This is a genomic window from Dechloromonas aromatica RCB (assembly GCF_000012425.1).
In genome coordinates this window covers 3,934,576-3,950,301 of sequence record NC_007298.1, presented here as the reverse complement: position 1 = coordinate 3,950,301, position 15,726 = coordinate 3,934,576, and the positions used below count along the sequence as shown (strand labels likewise).

General features: G+C 62.6%; 17 protein-coding genes. 5 read left to right on the top strand and 12 right to left on the bottom strand.

The annotated features are described in order from the left end of the window. Positions 1-24: 24 nt before the first annotated feature. Together DARO_RS18745 and DARO_RS18740 are read right to left on the bottom strand one after the other, a co-directional pair. Positions 25-630 (bottom strand): methyltransferase domain-containing protein, encoded by a 606-nt coding sequence (locus DARO_RS18745; protein ID WP_011289400.1) that lies wholly within the window; start codon positions 628-630, stop codon positions 25-27. Then, positions 627-1,109, bottom strand: a complete 483-nt coding sequence (locus DARO_RS18740) for a SoxW family protein (protein WP_041224524.1) — start codon at positions 1,107-1,109, stop codon at positions 627-629. The genes DARO_RS18745 and DARO_RS18740 overlap by 4 nt, the downstream gene beginning before the upstream one ends. Here DARO_RS18740 and hemC point away from each other — a divergent pair. The 5 genes from hemC to DARO_RS18715 are packed head-to-tail and all read left to right on the top strand — an operon-like array spanning position 1,108 to position 5,315. After that, entirely contained in the window at positions 1,108-2,043 is a 936-nt protein-coding gene (gene hemC / locus DARO_RS18735) for a hydroxymethylbilane synthase (RefSeq protein WP_011289399.1), read from the top strand. The two genes, DARO_RS18740 and hemC, sit on opposite strands and share 2 nt — an antisense overlap. Beyond that, positions 2,040-2,822 carry a uroporphyrinogen-III synthase gene (locus tag DARO_RS18730; protein WP_011289398.1) on the top strand — a complete coding sequence of 261 codons (783 nt, stop codon included), beginning with the start codon at positions 2,040-2,042 and terminating at the stop codon, positions 2,820-2,822. Before hemC ends, DARO_RS18730 begins: the two co-directional genes overlap by 4 nt. Further along, entirely contained in the window at positions 2,819-3,865 is a 1,047-nt protein-coding gene (locus tag DARO_RS18725) for a uroporphyrinogen-III C-methyltransferase (RefSeq protein ID WP_011289397.1), read from the top strand. The genes DARO_RS18730 and DARO_RS18725 overlap by 4 nt, the downstream gene beginning before the upstream one ends. Beyond that, positions 3,862-5,046 (top strand): heme biosynthesis protein HemY, encoded by a 1,185-nt coding sequence (locus DARO_RS18720; protein WP_011289396.1) that lies wholly within the window; start codon positions 3,862-3,864, stop codon positions 5,044-5,046. The genes DARO_RS18725 and DARO_RS18720 overlap by 4 nt, the downstream gene beginning before the upstream one ends. Before the next feature lie 29 nt (positions 5,047-5,075). Then, complete coding sequence (locus DARO_RS18715; protein WP_011289395.1) at positions 5,076-5,315, top strand: hypothetical protein; 240 nt, start codon at positions 5,076-5,078, stop codon at positions 5,313-5,315. Between the two features lie 3 nt (positions 5,316-5,318). Here the strand turns inward: DARO_RS18715 and hemF are convergent, their stop codons facing one another. The 10 genes from hemF to DARO_RS18665 all read right to left on the bottom strand — a co-directional run bounded on the left by hemF (position 5,319) and on the right by DARO_RS18665 (position 15,668). Next, positions 5,319-6,215: an oxygen-dependent coproporphyrinogen oxidase gene (gene hemF, locus DARO_RS18710; RefSeq protein WP_011289394.1), complete on the bottom strand. Its 897-nt coding sequence runs from the start codon at positions 6,213-6,215 to the stop codon at positions 5,319-5,321. A gap of 77 nt (positions 6,216-6,292) precedes the next feature. After that, positions 6,293-7,570: a phosphoribosylamine--glycine ligase gene (gene purD, locus DARO_RS18705; protein WP_011289393.1), complete on the bottom strand. Its 1,278-nt coding sequence runs from the start codon at positions 7,568-7,570 to the stop codon at positions 6,293-6,295. A 27-nt stretch (positions 7,571-7,597) separates the two neighbouring features. Next, positions 7,598-9,190 (bottom strand): bifunctional phosphoribosylaminoimidazolecarboxamide formyltransferase/IMP cyclohydrolase, encoded by a 1,593-nt coding sequence (gene purH / locus DARO_RS18700; protein ID WP_011289392.1) that lies wholly within the window; start codon positions 9,188-9,190, stop codon positions 7,598-7,600. 89 nt (positions 9,191-9,279) lie between these two features. Next, on the bottom strand, positions 9,280-9,513 hold the full coding sequence (locus DARO_RS18695; protein WP_011289391.1) for a Fis family transcriptional regulator: 234 nt from the start codon (positions 9,511-9,513) through the stop codon (positions 9,280-9,282). Then, positions 9,510-10,523 (bottom strand): tRNA dihydrouridine synthase DusB, encoded by a 1,014-nt coding sequence (gene dusB / locus DARO_RS18690; RefSeq protein ID WP_011289390.1) that lies wholly within the window; start codon positions 10,521-10,523, stop codon positions 9,510-9,512. Before dusB ends, DARO_RS18695 begins: the two co-directional genes overlap by 4 nt. A 68-nt stretch (positions 10,524-10,591) precedes the next feature. Next, positions 10,592-11,464 (bottom strand): 1,4-dihydroxy-2-naphthoate polyprenyltransferase, encoded by an 873-nt coding sequence (locus DARO_RS18685; protein ID WP_011289389.1) that lies wholly within the window; start codon positions 11,462-11,464, stop codon positions 10,592-10,594. Positions 11,465-11,531: 67 nt separating this feature from the next. Then, the gene (locus tag DARO_RS18680; RefSeq protein ID WP_011289388.1) at positions 11,532-12,677 is read right to left on the bottom strand and encodes an FAD-dependent monooxygenase; all 1,146 of its coding nucleotides are present in this window, start codon (positions 12,675-12,677) and stop codon (positions 11,532-11,534) included. Continuing rightward, a complete protein-coding gene (locus tag DARO_RS18675; RefSeq protein WP_011289387.1) occupies positions 12,670-13,968 on the bottom strand; it encodes an aminopeptidase P N-terminal domain-containing protein in 1,299 nt (432 codons plus the stop codon). Before DARO_RS18675 ends, DARO_RS18680 begins: the two co-directional genes overlap by 8 nt. Continuing rightward, positions 13,965-14,636 (bottom strand): N-acetylmuramate alpha-1-phosphate uridylyltransferase MurU, encoded by a 672-nt coding sequence (murU, locus tag DARO_RS18670; protein ID WP_011289386.1) that lies wholly within the window; start codon positions 14,634-14,636, stop codon positions 13,965-13,967. The genes DARO_RS18675 and murU overlap by 4 nt, the downstream gene beginning before the upstream one ends. Before the next feature lie 6 nt (positions 14,637-14,642). Beyond that, positions 14,643-15,668: a phosphotransferase gene (locus tag DARO_RS18665; RefSeq protein ID WP_011289385.1), complete on the bottom strand. Its 1,026-nt coding sequence runs from the start codon at positions 15,666-15,668 to the stop codon at positions 14,643-14,645. Between the last annotated feature and the right edge of the window lie 58 nt (positions 15,669-15,726).

Sequence of the window (15,726 nt, the reverse complement as noted above, 5' to 3'; positions counted from 1 at the left end):
TGGGGTTAGCCCACGATGATACCGCTAACGCCGCCGCCAGACTTGCCAGCGCTCCCGTCCGGCGAAGACGGGGACGGAGTCACCGACAGGCTGGTCTTCGATCAGCTCGAAATTCGGCCGCAGCAATTCGTCGAGCTGCGCCGGCAGGATGCCGAAGGGTGGGCCTTTCGGTTGGTCGCAGAGGAAGAAGAACCCGGCCAGCCGGGCGCCGCTCGGCAGCAATTCGGCGACCTGTTTGCCCCAGTCGGCCCACAGCTTGCGCGGCAAAGCGCAGAGGAAGGCACGTTCATAGATCAGATCGAGCGGTTGCCTGGGGGCGAAAGTGAAGAAATCGGCGCAAACGAGCTTGACTGGCGAATCGCCCAGAACTTCACGGGCTTTCTCAATAGCCAGCGGTGAAAAGTCCAGTGCTGTCACTGGCCAGCCAAGCTCGGCCAGATGAGCTGCCTCCCAGGCGCTGCCGCAGCCCGGAATCAGCGAGTTGAGTGGCGTCGTCTGGGCGCCAACGAAATCGACAAAGGCCATCGGTACCTTGCCGGCATCCCAGGGTGTCACCCCTTCGCCGAAGCGCTTGCACCAGAAATCGGGATGTTCCGGGCGCTGCTCGGGCGGCTTGATCGTTTCGCTCATGGCTTTTTCAAAGCACGGCTGGATTGCTCCACCGCGTCTTCCAGATAGGTTTGGTAAAAATCGGGCAGCCGGGCGCCGACTATCGGTTCGGCCAGCTTGCGCCCGTCGGGGCCATAAAAGGCGACGACCGGCACCAGCTTGACCTTCTCGGTCTGGGCGACCTTGGCATGGGTCGAGGGCGCACCTTTGAAGTCGCTTAGCGCCTGCGCCTCGCCATCCTGATTGACTTGACGGATAAGCACGCGGTCGCGGTAGTGCGGGTTGGTGGCGAGCGGCTTCAGGTAGTCGCGCTTGACGGCTTCGCAGTATTTGCAGTCCTGGCGGCTGTAGATGACGATCAGCGGGCCGCCAAGCTTGGCCGCCCGCGCCGCTTCCGAGCGTAAATCGGCGGCGGCCGGCAGGTCCGTTGCGCCCAAGGCGGGGGCGGCCAGCCATGCTAGAATCAGCCCTCCCAAAAGCCCTGCCCATTGCCTGATCATGTCCCGTCCTTCGAAGATTGTCATTGCCTCCCGCGAATCCCGTCTGGCCATGTGGCAGGCGGTGCACGTTAGAGATCGCTTATCGAGTTTAAATCCCGGGGCGGAGGTTGTCATTCTCGGCATGACGACCAAGGGCGACCAGATCCTCGATCGCCCGCTGGCCGAGATCGGCGGCAAGGGGCTGTTCATCAAGGAACTGGAAGTCGCCATGCAGGAAGGCAAGGCCCACCTCGCCGTGCATTCGATGAAGGATGTGCCGATGGTGATGCCGGAAGGCTTCGTGCTGGCCGCCATCTCGGCCCGCGAGAATCCGCGCGATGCCTTCGTTTCAAACAAGTACAACGGGCTGGATGACCTGCCGGCCGGCGCCATCGTCGGTACCTCCAGCCTGCGCCGCGAATCCATCCTGCGTGCCAAGTATCCACAGCTGGTCATCAAGAGCCTGCGCGGCAACCTCGATACCCGTTTGAAGAAGCTCGACGCCGGCGAATACGACGCGATCATCCTGGCTGCCGCCGGCCTGATCCGCCTCGGCATGGAAAATCGCATCAAATCCGTGTTGACCGCCGAACAGTCGTTGCCGGCTCCCGGTCAGGGCGCGCTGGGCATCGAGCTGATCGACGGCGCCGCCGACATGGCCGACGTTGTCGCACCGCTCAACGACCCGGAAACGGCCCACTGCGTCAAAGCCGAACGCGCCTTCTCGCGCGCCTTGGGCGGTAGCTGCCAGGTGCCGCTCGGCGGCTACGCGATCATCGACAACGGCCAGCTCTGGCTGCGCGGTTTCGTCGCGACGGCTGACGGCCAGGAAGTGGTCAGTGCCGAATTGCGCGGCAACCCGGCCGACGACGAAGCACTCGGCCTGCAATTGGCGGCCGAACTGCGCGCCAAGGGCGCCGACGCGATCCTGGAAAAGCTCGCCCACTGCAAATGACCGCCACCGGCCCGCTCGCCGGCCGAACCATCGTTGTGACCCGGCCGCAGGCGCAGGCAGCGCCGCTGGCCGAGGCGATTGCCGCCGCCGGCGGCAAGCCGCTGGTCTTTCCGTTGCTGGAAATCTCACCAGCGACAGATCCTCAGCCACTGATCGAGGCGGTAGCGCGACTGGAAAGCTACTCGCTGGCTGTTTTCATCAGCCCGAATGCCGTTGATCACGCCTTGCCGGCGATATTGGCGCATGGCGGGTGGCCGGTCAGCCTGAAACCCGCCGCCGTTGGCCAGGGCACGGCCAGGGAGCTGGCCGCCAAAGGTGTTTTCGGCTGCGTTGTACCAAGCGAACGTTTTGATTCCGAGGCCCTGCTCGAACTTCCGGAAATGGCTGCCGAATCGGTCAATGGCAGGCGTGTCGTCATCTTCCGTGGTGATGGCGGCCGTGAGCTGCTGGCCGATACCTTGCGCGAACGCGGGGCAAGCGTCGATTGCATCACCTGCTACCGCCGCTCCGGCCCATCCGCTGGCGTGCAGCCTCTGCTGGCCGCTTGGCAATCCGGACAGCTTGACGCATTGACCGTCTCAAGCAGCGAAGGCCTGCGTTATCTGGTCGATCGGCTCGACGCCGAAGGTCGCGCCTTCCTGCAAAAAACACCGCTCTTCGTTCCCCATGCCCGAATCGCCGAAAACGCCCGGGCATTGGGTTTAAGCAACATTATCCTCACCGAAGCAGCCGACGCCGGCATCCTCGCCGGCTTAGGTGCTTATAATTGGCCGGCATGATGCCCGAAAACAATACCTCCTCCCCTACGAATATGGTCCCGGCACCGGTGCCTGTGCGCAAATCTTCCCGCCAGGGGCCGTGGCTGCTCGTGGCTGTCGCCGCGCTGGGCCTGTCCGGTTGGCAGTGGTTCGAAACCCGCCAGAAGCTGCTTGATACCCAGCAGGAAGTCAGCCGCAAGCTGGCCGAATTCGATACTGGTAACAAGGAAGAACGGGGCGCCCAGAAACAGACACGCGAACAGATCGAGGCCCTGCAGGCCAAGCTGGGTGCCGTCGAGGGGCGCTTTGCCGAATTCCAGACGCAGACCGAAGCGCTCAAGGCGCTGAATCAGGATATCGCTCGCGGCCGCGAAGAGGCGACGCTGCTTGAGGTCGAACAGGCGATCACGTTGGCGGGTCAGCAACTTCAACTGGCCGGCAATGTGCCGGTCGCCGTGCTGGCCATGCAGACTGCCGATGCTCGTCTGGCCCGCCTGGACCGGCCGCAATACCTGCCTTTGCGCAAGGCGGTGACCAAGGATCTGCAAAAACTCAACGCGCTGCCTTTTGTTGATATGCCGGGCATCAGTTTGCGCCTCGAACAGGTCATTCTGGGTGTCGACAAATTGCCGCTTGCCTCCTATGGCCGCCCGGCAGAAAAGACCGAAAGCCAGAAAGCGGTCGAGGCACAACCGTGGTGGCAACGGACGGGAGGCAACATCTGGCAGGAGCTCAAGGGACTGGTCCGTATCCAGCGCTTTGACCGTGACGACACGGCGCTACTGGCACCCGGTCAGGGTTATTTCCTGCGCGAGAATCTCAAACTGCGGCTATTGAATGCCCGTCTCGCCCTGTTTGCTCGCGATCAATGGACTTTTCGCAATGAATTGAAGGTGGGTGGCGAATGGCTTGCCCGGCATTTTGATATCAATGACAAGTCGGTTCAGGCCGCCCAGGCAACGCTGCGCCAGATGACGGCGAGCGAAATCAATGTCGAATTGCCTAACCTCAACGACACCCAGACCGCCTTGCGCGCGCTGCGTCAGACCAAGGAAAAGCGGTGAGGGGCCTGTTCTGGATTCTTGCCCTGTTCGGGCTGGCAGTTGCGGTGGCGCTCGGGGCGCGTCTGAATGATGGTTACGTGCTGCTGGTTTTTCCGCCGTGGCGCGCCGAGGTTTCGCTCAATCTGCTGATTCTCGCTCTGATTGGCCTGTTCATGGCTTTTTATGCGGTCATGCGTGTCTTTTCGGCCACTTTCGGACTGCCAAAACGGGTTCGCGAATACCGCGCCCGACAGCAACGCGACAAGGCAGGTCTGGTTTTTCAGGATGCCGTTCGCCTGTTGTTCGAGGGGCGTTTTGGTCAGGCCATGAAAAAGGCCGCGGAAGCCCATGGCGCCGGTACGGCACCAGGCTTGTCGGCGCTGATCGCTGCCCGCGCGGCCCAGCGCATGCGCGAACCGGCCAAGCAGCAATACTGGCTGGAGCATGCGAAGACCGACGATCCGCGCACTGAAGCCGCTACCCTGATGCTCGATGCCGAAATGGCCAATGAGGAACGGCGCTTTGATGCGGCGCTGGCTGCCCTGGAAAAATTGCAAGGCAAGCAGGGGCGTCATATTGCGGCACTGCGACTCGAGCTGCGAGCTCGTCAGGGGGCGGGTGACTGGGATGGTGTGATCAAGCTGGTGCGTCAATTGGCCAAACGTGATGCGCTGCCTGACGAGGTGGTCGGTGAAATCCTGACCCAGGCCCACTTGGCCAGCATCGCCAAGCGTGGCGTGGACGAGCGGCGATTGATCTCCTATTTGCGCAACTTGCCGAATGAAGAGCGCGGCCGGCGTGTCGTTTTGGCTGCCGCCCGTGCCCTGAACGCGCTTGGTGCCAACGGCGAAGCACAGAAATTGATTGAGTCTGCCCTTGATGCGGCCGGGGACGATGCCTGGCAACCCGAGCTGCTGGCGATTTACGGCCGCCTGAGCGATGGTGAGTTGACCGCCCGTATTGCCAAGGCCGAGGCCTGGCTCCGCCGGCATCCGGATGACGCCTTGCTGCTCATGGCCCTGGGCCGGATGTGCCAGCGCCAGCGCCTGTGGGGCAAAGCGCAGAGCTATCTCGAAGCCTCGCTGTCCGTTGAAGTGACGCAGGAGGCTCACCTTGAGCTGGCGCGCCTTTTCGACCAGTTGGGCAAAAGCGAAGAAGCCAACAAACACTACCGGGCCAGTGCACTGCTTGACGTGCATTAGGCCAAGATCAAAAACAATGGGGAGGGGAAATGCTGAATATCGACATGCGCAAGATTTATAACTTCTATCCTGTCGAGCCATCCCCCGACCCAGCCGCCTTGCCGACCGGCGGCGACCTCTACTACGAGTGCCTGGATTGTCTGGTGATCGTCAATTCGGTGCCGCACATCAAGGCCGCCTGCGCCTGCGGCAATCTGCAGGGCGGCGGTGGCAGGATGGGCGTAAAAAACCCGGAACGGGTCCGGGTCGTCAAAGGCAAGTTGAAGTAGCTTTCAGGCCCAGTCCTGCGGCTTGAGGAATACTTCGTACAACTCGGCCTCCGGGCTGCCGGCTTCCGGTTGCCAGTCGTAGCGCCATTTGACGATCGGGGGCAGTGACATCAGGATCGATTCGGTGCGCCCGCCGGATTGCAGGCCAAACAGCGTGCCGCGGTCCCAGACCAGATTGAATTCAACGTAACGACCTCGACGGTAAGCCTGGAAGTCGCGTTCGCGCTCGTCGTAAGGCATCTCGCGGCGCTTGGCGAGAACAGGCAGGTAGGCCTTGGTGAAGGCATTGCCGACGGCCTGGGTTAGCTCGAAACAACGCTCGAAACCGCCTTCGTTAAGGTCGTCGAAAAACACGCCGCCGACACCGCGCGGTTCGTTGCGATGTTTCAGGAAAAAGTATTCGTCGCACCAATGCTTGTATTTCGGATAGACCTCGTCGCCGAACGGTGCCAGTGCATCCTTGCAGGTCTGGTGGAAGTGCACGACATCCTCACGCTGGCCGTAGTAAGGCGTCATGTCCATGCCGCCGCCGAACCACCAGACATCTTCTTCGCCTTCCTTGCTGGCCACGAAACAGCGCACGTTCATATGTGCCGTCGGGCAGTAAGGGTTGCGCGGATGCAGCACCAGCGAAACGCCCATCGCTTCCCACGAGCGCCCGGCCAGTTGCGGGCGGACGGCGGTGGCCGACGCAGGCAACGACTTGCCGGTGACGTGCGAAAAATTGACGCCGCCGCGTTCGAAGAAATCGCCTTCCTCGATCAGTCGGGAAATGCCACCGCCGCCTTCCGGGCGAACCCAGGAGTCCGTACGGAAAGGTTGCCCGTCGAAGGCCTCCAGTTCGGCGACGATGCGGCTTTGCAGGCCGGTGAAAAAATCCTTGAGGCGGGTGGTATCCATGAAGTTTCCTGAAATGAAATCGGGCGGCTCATTGACCAGAATGAGTCGCCCGTCTGAGTTGCTTTTGCTGAAATGGTTCAGCGGCTGATTGCGCGGTGTCCAATATCCTTGCGGAACTGCATGCCGTCGAAGTGAATCTGGGTGGCGGATTCGTAGGCCAGCTTCTGAGCCAGCTTGACGTTCTCACCGAGCGCGGTGACGCAGAGCACGCGGCCACCACTGGTCACCACCGTGCTGTCGGCATTGGCGGTGCCAGCGTGGAAGACGTGGCAGTCTTCGCCGAAGCTGTTGCCGTTCGGCAGGCCGGTGATCTGGTCGCCCTTGCGCGGAGTGTCCGGGTAATTGGCGGCAGCCAGCACGACGCCGAGCGCGATGCGGCGATCCCACTCGGCTTCGACCTGATCCAGGGTGCCGTCGATGCCGTGTTCGAGCAGTTCGACGAAATCGGACTTCAGGCGCATCAGGATCGGCTGGGTTTCCGGGTCGCCCATGCGGCAGTTGAATTCCAGGGTCTTGACCGAGCCATCCTTGCCGATCATCAGGCCAGCATAAAGGAAACCGGTGAATGGGATGCCATCGGCGGCCATGCCGCGCACGGTCGGCAGGATGATTTCGCGCATCGCCTTGGCATGCACTTCCGGCGTCACGCACGGCGCTGGGGAGTAGGCACCCATGCCGCCGGTGTTCGGGCCCTGGTCGCCGTCAAAGATGCGCTTGTGGTCCTGGCTGGAGGCCAGCGCCAGCACATTCTTGCCGTCGACCATGACGATGAAGCTGGCTTCCTCGCCATCGAGGAATTCCTCGATGACAACGCGCGCACCGGCGTCGCCCAGCTTGTTGCCGGACAGCATGTCGTCGATGGCGGCGTGGGCTTCTTCAAGGCTCATCGCAACCACGACGCCCTTGCCTGCAGCCAGGCCGTCGGCCTTGATGACGATGGGCGCACCCTGCTGGTCGATGTAGGCATGCGCTTCGGCCGCATTGGTGAAAGTGCCGAAACCGGCCGTCGGAATGTTGTGGCGGGCCATGAAGCGCTTGGCGAAATCCTTGGAGGATTCAAGCTGGGCGGCTTCCTTGGTCGGGCCGAAAATCTTCAGGCCGCGGGCGCGGAAGACGTTGACCACGCCGGCGGCCAGCGGCGCTTCCGGGCCGACGACGGTCAGGTGGATCTTGTTCTGTTCAGCAAAATCAGCCAGCGCTACCGGATCGGTGATGTCGAGATTTTCCAGCTCGTGCTCGCGTGCCGTGCCGGCGTTGCCGGGGGCGACGAAAACCTTCTGCAGGCCGGGGGTCTGCGCCAGGCGCCAGGCCATGGCGTGCTCGCGGCCGCCGGAACCGATTACCAGTAGTTTCATGGCTGATCTCTTTGGGTTTGTTTTTTATTAGTGACGGAAGTGGCGGGCGCCGGTGAAGACCATGGCCAGACCATGCTCGTCGGCGGCGGCGATGACTTCCTCGTCGCGCATCGAGCCCCCCGGCTGGATGACTGCCTTGGCGCCGGCTTCGGCCAGCACGTCGACGCCGTCGCGGAACGGGAAGAAGGCATCTGAAGCGACGACCGAACCGTTCAGTTCAAGGCCGGCGTGCTGGGCCTTGATGCTGGCGATCTTGGTCGAGTCGACGCGGCTCATCTGGCCGGCGCCGACGCCGAGTGTCATGCCGTTGCCGCAGAAGACGATGGCGTTGGACTTGACGAACTTGGCGACGCGCTCGGCGAAGAGCAGGTCTTCGATCTGCTGGGCGGTCGGTTGCACTTTGGTAACGATCTTCAGGCCAGAAGCTTGTGCGGTGAAGTTGTCCGGGGTCTGGACGAGCAGGCCGCCACCGACGCGCTTGAATTCCAAGGTATTGAGCACGCGGGAAATCGGCACGACCAGAACGCGCAAGTTGGCTTTGCCGGCCAGCGCTGCTTTGGCTTCGGCAGTGAAGGCCGGGGCGATCAGCACTTCGACGAAGTGCTTGCGCTCATTCATGGCGTTGACCACGTCGATGCCGACTTCGCCGTTGAAGGCGATGATGCCGCCGAAGGCCGAAGTGGAATCAGTCTTGAAGGCCTTCTCGTAGGCGGCGAGCAGCGTGCCGTCGATGGCGACGCCGCACGGATTGGCGTGCTTGACGATGACGCAGGCCGGGGTGTCGAAGGACTTGACGCATTCCCAGGCGGCATCGGAGTCGGCGATGTTGTTGTAGGACAGTTCCTTGCCCTGCAGCTGGGTGTAGGCGGCGATGCTGCCAGCGACCGGAGTGGTGTCGCGGTAGAAGGCGGCGGACTGGTGAGAGTTTTCGCCGTAACGCAGAATTTCGGTGCGGTCGAAAGCCAGTTGCAGCTTGGCCGGGAAGATGGCCGGGACCGGCGCGGCTTCGGCCGGCTTGGCTTCGGCGCCTTCGTCGAGGCCGGTCAGCCAGTTGGCGATCATGCTGTCGTAGCGGGCAGTGTGGGTGAAGGCCTTCTTGGCCAGGCCAAACCGGGTGGACAGTTGCAGGGCGCCGCCGGTGGCCTTCATTTCGGCGAGCAGCGGGGCGTAGTCCTCCGGGTCGGTGACGATGGCCACGCCGTTGTAGTTCTTGGCTGAGGAGCGAACCATGGCCGGGCCGCCGATGTCGATGTTCTCGATGGCATCTTCCAGCGTCACACCGGCCTTGGCGATGGTGGCGGCGAACGGGTAGAGGTTCACGCAGACCAGATCGATCATCGGAATGCCATGCTGTTCGATGGTCGCCAGATGTTCCGGCAAGTCGCGACGGGCCAGGATGCCGCCATGCACCTTCGGGTGCAGGGTCTTGACGCGGCCATCAAGCATTTCCGGAAAGCCGGTGTAATCGCCGATTTCGGTGACGGCCAGGCCGGCATCACGCAGCATCTTGGCAGTGCCGCCGGTGGACAGCAGCTTCACGCCTTGGGCAGCGAGGCCCTGGGCGAATTCGAGAACACCCGTCTTGTCGGAGACGGAAATCAGCGCTTGTTTGATAGTCATGTTAGTCGTGAGCTATTGGTAATTGGTTGTTGGCGGGAGTTACTAGGGGCTGCGCCGTTAGCTAATAACTAACGACCAATGACTAGTAACTAGAGCAGCTGGTGCTCGGTGAGTTTTTTGCGCAGCGTATTACGGTTGATGCCCAGCATGTCGGCCGCCATTGTCTGGTTGCCCCCGGCCTTGGAGAGGACAACCTCCAACATCGGCTTTTCGACGCTTTTCAGCACCATGTCGTAGATGGCGCAGGGTTTCTCGCCATCCAGATCGCGGAAATATTGCTCGAGTGCCCCCAGCACGCAAGCGGAAATGTCTTGTTGGCTCATGCTGCCAACGCCTCCTCTGTGTATTTCAAATGCTGATGCTCAGCCGCCAGTCGGCTGAAGAAGTCGTTCACTGCCTGCATCTGTTGATCGATGCTGGGCAGGACGTTCATTTCCTTGCGGAAGGCCGCCGAGCCAACCAACCCCTTGGTGTACCAGGAGATGTGCTTGCGGGCGACCTTGAACCCCGTTTCCGGGCCGTAGAAAGCGTAAAGGTCTTCGAGATGCTCCAGCAGGATGCTGTGAATCTCCATGACCTCGGCCGGTGGCAGGTGCTCGCCGGTTTTTAGATAGTGTTCGATCTCGCGGAACAGCCAGGGGCGACCCTGGGCGGCGCGGCCGATCATGACGCCATCGGCGCCGGTCACGTCGAGCACGTGCTTGGCCTTTTCCGGGGTCGTGATGTCGCCGTTGGCGATGACCGGGATGCTGATCAGCGTCTTGACCATGGCGATGGTGTCGTATTCCGCCTCGCCGGTGTATTGCTGGCAGCGCGTCCGGCCGTGGATGGCGACGGCACGGATGCCCGCCGATTCGGCGATGCGCGCGATGGTCGGGGCGTTCTTGTTGGCCAGATTCCAGCCGGTACGGAATTTCAGCGTGACCGGGGTGTTCGGGATTGCAGCAACGACGGCATCGAGAATGCGTCCGACCTGCTGCTCGTCCTGCATCAGCGCCGAGCCGGCCATCACGTTGCAGACCTTCTTGGCCGGGCAACCCATGTTGATGTCGATGATCTGGGCGCCGTTGTCGACGTTGTGTTTGGCCGCCTCGGCCATCATTTTCGGATCGGCGCCGGCGATCTGCACCGAGATCGGGGCGACCTCACCTTCGTGATTGGCCCGGCGCAGCGTCTTGGCGCTGCCATAAAGCAATGAATTGGAGGTGACCATTTCGGACACGGCCAGGCCAGCCCCCATCTTCTTGCACAACTGGCGGAAAGGACGATCCGTCACGCCGGCCATGGGGGCGACGAACAGGTTGTTGCGAAGCTGGAAACCGACAAAATCCATAGGCGTAGGGGCGGCGGGCAAATCGTGGGGAGCCGCGCATTTTACCCGAGTCGGCGCCTAAAAAATAGTCAAATTGTAAAAGCGAGTGAAAGCAGAAGGGCAAAAGTCAGCTGCAGTCCGGCGGTCGCGGCGAGGATGTTATTGAAGACCGGGCCAGGGGCTTCGTGGTGGAAGCGCCGGATCAGTTTCAGGGCGAGCGGTAGCGAGAGCAGCGGTAGCGCGGCCAGCCAGCCGAGGCTGCCAAGCAGCGGCAACAGCGCGTAAGGGGCGATTATTTCCAGCGTGTAGATGTGCCGGGTGGCTGGCCGTCCCAGACGAACCGCCAGTGTGTTTTTGCCGTTTGTCGCATCGCCGTCGAGGTCGCGGTAGTTGTTGACGGTGATCACCGCTGCGGCGTGGATGCCGACCAGTGCGGCAGCGAGCAGCGCCATCGGTGTCAGGTTCAGTGTTTGCAGGTAGTAGCTGCCGCCGACGGCGACCAGACCGAAGAAAATAAAGACGAAAACTTCGCCAAGCGGCCCGTAGGCAATCGGCTTTGGCCCGCCGGTGTAGGCCCAGCCGGCGGCCAGTGAGGCGAGGCCGATGGCGACGATGGGCCAGCCGCCGTGCCAGACCAGATAAATGCCGCACAGGAAGGCCAGCGCGAAGCTCAGCCAGGCGCCGGCCTTGACCTTGCCGGCGGTTAGCCAGCCCTCGGCGGTGGCGCGCTTCGGGCCAAGGCGACCGGGGGTGTCGGTGCCGCGCAGGAAATCACCGACATCATTGAACAGGTTGGTGCCGATCTGGATGAAGGCGGCGCCAAGTGCGGCGGCAAGCAGCGGTAGCCAGAGCAGGGTGCCGCTGTCGTGCCAGGCGACAGCGGTGCCGACGAGGACCGGCGACAGCGAGACGGAGAGTGTTTTCGGGCGGCAGGCGAGGAACCAGGCGGTGCTTGTCTTCATGCGGGACTTGGCGGGTGAGCGGCCCGGCACTGTAACCGATGCCGGGGTTTCGCGCCTCTGGGCTGGATCAAGGCCAGGCCCGGGCGCCCCAGATCATGCGCTTGGCGACGAAATGGCGGGCCGCCGGGCAGAGATCGAGGGCGAGCAGGCCAAGGCCGCGGGCCAGTTTGAGTGGGGCGAAATCGTTGGAGAAGGCGCGAACGATCTGGTCGGTGAAAAAAGCGCTGCCTTGGCGGTCGAGGCGGCGGATTTTTGCGTAGTGGTCGAGGCCTTCACGGTCAATGCCGTTTTTGAGCAAAATTTCTGCCAGTTGCCAGGCATCGCGGATGCCGAGGTTGAAGCCCTGGCCGGAGACCGGGTGCAGGGTTTGCGCCGTGTTGCCGATCCACACTTCGTTGTCCTTGACCAGCGTGTCGCGCAGGCGCAAGGCGAGCGGGAAACGGCTGCGCTTGCCGGGCTTGGCGAAGCTCATGCGCTGGCCGAACTGGGTTTGCAGGGCGGCGGTAAAGGCTTCGTCGTCCATGGCCATTACGGCGTCGGCCTTGGCGGGCGGTAGCGTGAAGACGATGGAGTATTCGTCGCCGAGCGGCAACAGGGCGAGCGGGCCGTCGGGCGTGAAGCGTTCCCAGGCGCGCTTGTTGTGGCCAGGCATTGGCGTGACTTCGCAGATGACCGCATGCTGCTCGTAATTGCTGACCTTGACAGCCGGGTCGTCGCCCGGCGTGCCTTCGGCGTGTATCAGCAATCGGGTCTGGATGGTACGCAACTGGCCGGCGTGGCGTAGTGCGACGGTGACGTGTTCATCGCCGGGGACGATGTCGAGGATTTCTGCCTCCGACAGCACGGCGTCGGCGGCCAGGTTGGCGGACAGTGCGCTCGCCAGGTCGCGGTAGCGGACGACGTAGCCCAAGGCGGGGAGGTCGTAGTCGGTGCGGTCGATCAGGGTTCGGCCGAAACCATCCTTCTGCGAGATGTGGATGGTTTCGATCGGCGTCGCGTTGCGGGTCGGCCAGCTATTGATCTGTTCAAGCAACTGGCGGGCGCCATGCGACAGGGCTAGGGCGCGGGGGTCACCTTGTTGCGCCTCTTGCGGTCGACGGTCCAAAAGCAATGATTTCTGACCGCCGGCCGCGAGCGCCAGATGCAGCGTCATGCCGACCGGGCCGGCGCCGACGATCAGGATGTCGACGTGTTCAAGCCTTGCTTCAGTCATGGCGCATGACTTCCTCGATCTCGGCCACCGTTTTCGGCGCCGTGGTGAAGATGTCACAACCATTCTCCGTGACGCGCACGTCGTCCTCGATGCGGATGCCGATGCCGGCCAGTGCTGGCGGGATATCGGTGCCGGGGCGGATGTAGAGGCCGGGTTCGACGGTCAGGGTCATGCCTGGCTGCAAGGTCGTCCATGCGTCGCCGACCTTGTATTCGCCGGCGTCGTGCACATCCAGCCCGAGCCAGTGGCCGGTGCGGTGCATGTAGAAGCGCTTGTAATCACCTTTTTCGATCAGATTGTCGAGGTTGCCGGTGAGCAGCTTGAGGTCGATCAGGCCTTGAGTCAGCACGCGGACGGCGGCATCGTGGCCTTCCATGAAATGGCGACCTGGCGCGGTGGCGGCGACGGCCGCCGTCTGCGCGGCGAGGACGATTTCGTACACATCCTTCTGCGCGGGGTTGAAGCGGCCATTGACCGGGAAAGTACGGGTGATGTCGGCGGCGTAACCGTCTACTTCGCAACCAGCGTCGATCAGGACCAGGGTGTGGTCGTTGAGTACCTTGTCGTTCGACACGTAATGAAGCACGCAGGCGTTGGTGCCACCGGCAACGATGGGCGTGTAGGCATGGGCATCGGCACCGCGCTTGCGGAATTCGTAAGTCAGTTCGGCTTCCAGTTCGTACTCGGCCATGCCGGGGCGGCAGGCGCGCATGGCGCGGGCGTGGCCGGCGCTGGCAATATCGGCCGAGCGTTGCTGGATGCCGGCCTCGGCACTGTCCTTGACCAGGCGCATACCGTCGAGTTCGGCGCGCAGGTCGTGAATGGCGCGCGGCGCCCGCTTGCCGGCCCGGGTCTGGGCGCGGACTTCGTTCAGGGCCTTGGCGATCCGGGCGTCCCATTCGGCGTCGTGACCGATGGCGTGCCACAGTGTGTCGCGGTCGACCAGGAACTCGGCCAGTTTCTTGTCGAGTTGCTCGATCGGATAGGCAGCGTCGAAGCCGAAGGCGGTTTTTGCCGCTTTCGGGCCGTAGCGATAGCCGTCCCAGATTTCGCGTTCTTCATGCTTTTCGCGGCAGAAGAGGATGGATTTCGGCTTCTTGCCGCCGATTAGCACAACGACCGCTTCTGGTTCCGGGAAGCCAGTCAGATACCAGAAATAGCTGTCGAATCGGTAAAGATGATGCGCATCGCGGTTGCGAATGACTTCCGGTGCGGTGGGTACGATGGCGACGCCGTCGCCGATGGTCTTCAGCAGGCGCTTGCGGCGGGCGAGAAAGTGGGCGTGGGTCATGGGGTTCTCAGTTCGGCATCCAGTTCAGCCAGGCGTTGCGGCGTTCCTACATCGACCCAGCGGCCAGCGTAGCGTTCCCCGGTTAGTGTGCCGGCGGCGATCGCGGCGTCGAGCAGCGGGCGCAGTTTCATCACTGTGCCCGGCTGGACATCAGCGAAGAAGGTGGGCGAAAAAACACCGACGCCGGCGTAAGTGAGGGTTTGCTCGCCGCTGGCGTAGATGACGCGTTGCCCGTCCAGGCTGAAGTCGCCGCCGGCATGGTGTGCCGGGTTGGCGACCATGACCAGATGGGCTGTAGCGGATCTGAGTTCTCGGGCACGCTTGAAATCCCAGTCGCAATAGACGTCGCCATTGACCACCAGGAAAGCCTGATCGCCCAGCAAGGACAGGGCGGTGGCGATGCCGCCGGCCGTTTCCAGTGCGCCAGGCGGCTCCGGCGAATACTGGACGCGCAGACCCCATTGCGATCCATCGCCCAGCGCCGCTTCGATCTGCGTGCCGAGGTGGGCATGGTTGATGATGATGTCGCGAAATCCTGCTGCTGCCAGACGTTCCAGATGCCAGACGATCAGCGGCTTGCCGCCGGCCACCAGCAGTGGCTTGGGCGTGTGGTCGGTCAGCGGTCGCATGCGTTCGCCGCGGCCGGCGGCGAGGATCATCGCTTTCATCGGCGTTTATTTGTAGCGGTAGCCGATCTGCTCGGTGTTGCCTTCGAGGCGGTCGAGCAGGTTCTGCAGGGGTTTTAGCTGGATGTAGCGGCTGGCGGTCTTGCGGGCGTAATTGATGAAGCGCGGCAGGTCTTCGCTGTATTTTTCCTTGCCGTCGCGGTACTTCAGGCGGCAGAAGATGCCGAGCACCTTGAGATGGCGCTGCAGGCCCATCAGCTCGTATTCGCGCCAGAAGGCACCGAAGTCCTCGCGCACCGGCAGGCCGGCAGCGCGGGCCTTTTCCCAGTAGCGGACGACCCAGTCAATTTCCTGTTCTTCATCCCAGGAGATGAAGGCATCGCGGAACAGGGAAACCACGTCGTAGGTAATCGGCCCCATCACGGCGTCCTGGAAGTCGATGATGCCCGGCGTCAGACGCTCGGCGCTTTCGACCACCATCAGGTTGCGCGGCATGAAGTCGCGATGGACGAAAACCTTGGGCTGGCCGAGGGCCGAGTTGATCAGGTACTTGAAGGTGCGATCGAGCATGATCTTGTCTTCATCGGCCAGTTCGATGCCGAGGTGACGGCCGATGAACCATTCCGGGAAGAGGTCGAGTTCGCGGCGCAGCAGGGTGCCGTCATAGGGTGGCAGGACGCCGGCCGTGGTGGACAGTTGCCATTGAATCAGCGTGTCGAGTACCGGTCGGATCAGGAAGTCGGCCAGGCTGAGGTCGGCGTTGATGGCGTCGAGGTAGCCAATGCGGCCGAGGTCGGTCAGGACCAGGAAACCATTGTCGAGATCCTTGTCGAGAATGCGCGGCGCGGCGAGATCAGCCTTGGCCAACAGCCCGGCGACATGGATGAAGGGCTTGCAGTCCTCTTTTTCCGGCGGGGCGTCCATCAGGATGCGCGTCTGGCCATCCGGCCAGGTCAGGCGAAAATAGCGGCGGAAACTGGCATCGGCCGAGGCCGGGGTGATCCGGACGGATTGCTCGGGAAAGCGACTGGCAACCCAGTCGGTAACAAGTTGATCGCGCGGCGTGGCTTGCATAAGCGGGTAGGCTTCGGTTCGTTGTAAAATGGCGCGATTTTAACACTCGGGCATCGGC

Excerpts from the sequence above, each read along its gene's own strand:
- DARO_RS18745 (WP_011289400.1), bottom strand. The coding sequence starts at position 630 with ATGAGCGAAACGATCAAGCCGCCCGAGCAGCGCCCGGAACATCCCGAT.
- hemC (WP_011289399.1), top strand. The coding sequence starts at position 1,108 with ATGTCCCGTCCTTCGAAGATTGTCATTGCCTCCCGCGAATCCCGTCTG.
- DARO_RS18740 (WP_041224524.1), bottom strand. The coding sequence starts at position 1,109 with ATGATCAGGCAATGGGCAGGGCTTTTGGGAGGGCTGATTCTAGCATGG.
- DARO_RS18730 (WP_011289398.1), top strand. The coding sequence starts at position 2,040 with ATGACCGCCACCGGCCCGCTCGCCGGCCGAACCATCGTTGTGACCCGG.
- DARO_RS18725 (WP_011289397.1), top strand. The coding sequence starts at position 2,819 with ATGATGCCCGAAAACAATACCTCCTCCCCTACGAATATGGTCCCGGCA.
- DARO_RS18715 (WP_011289395.1), top strand. The coding sequence starts at position 5,076 with ATGCTGAATATCGACATGCGCAAGATTTATAACTTCTATCCTGTCGAG.
- hemF (WP_011289394.1), bottom strand. The coding sequence starts at position 6,215 with ATGGATACCACCCGCCTCAAGGATTTTTTCACCGGCCTGCAAAGCCGC.
- purD (WP_011289393.1), bottom strand. The coding sequence starts at position 7,570 with ATGAAACTACTGGTAATCGGTTCCGGCGGCCGCGAGCACGCCATGGCC.
- purH (WP_011289392.1), bottom strand. The coding sequence starts at position 9,190 with ATGACTATCAAACAAGCGCTGATTTCCGTCTCCGACAAGACGGGTGTT.
- DARO_RS18695 (WP_011289391.1), bottom strand. The coding sequence starts at position 9,513 with ATGAGCCAACAAGACATTTCCGCTTGCGTGCTGGGGGCACTCGAGCAA.
- dusB (WP_011289390.1), bottom strand. The coding sequence starts at position 10,523 with ATGGATTTTGTCGGTTTCCAGCTTCGCAACAACCTGTTCGTCGCCCCC.
- DARO_RS18685 (WP_011289389.1), bottom strand. The coding sequence starts at position 11,464 with ATGAAGACAAGCACCGCCTGGTTCCTCGCCTGCCGCCCGAAAACACTC.
- DARO_RS18680 (WP_011289388.1), bottom strand. The coding sequence starts at position 12,677 with ATGACTGAAGCAAGGCTTGAACACGTCGACATCCTGATCGTCGGCGCC.
- DARO_RS18675 (WP_011289387.1), bottom strand. The coding sequence starts at position 13,968 with ATGACCCACGCCCACTTTCTCGCCCGCCGCAAGCGCCTGCTGAAGACC.
- murU (WP_011289386.1), bottom strand. The coding sequence starts at position 14,636 with ATGAAAGCGATGATCCTCGCCGCCGGCCGCGGCGAACGCATGCGACCG.
- DARO_RS18665 (WP_011289385.1), bottom strand. The coding sequence starts at position 15,668 with ATGCAAGCCACGCCGCGCGATCAACTTGTTACCGACTGGGTTGCCAGT.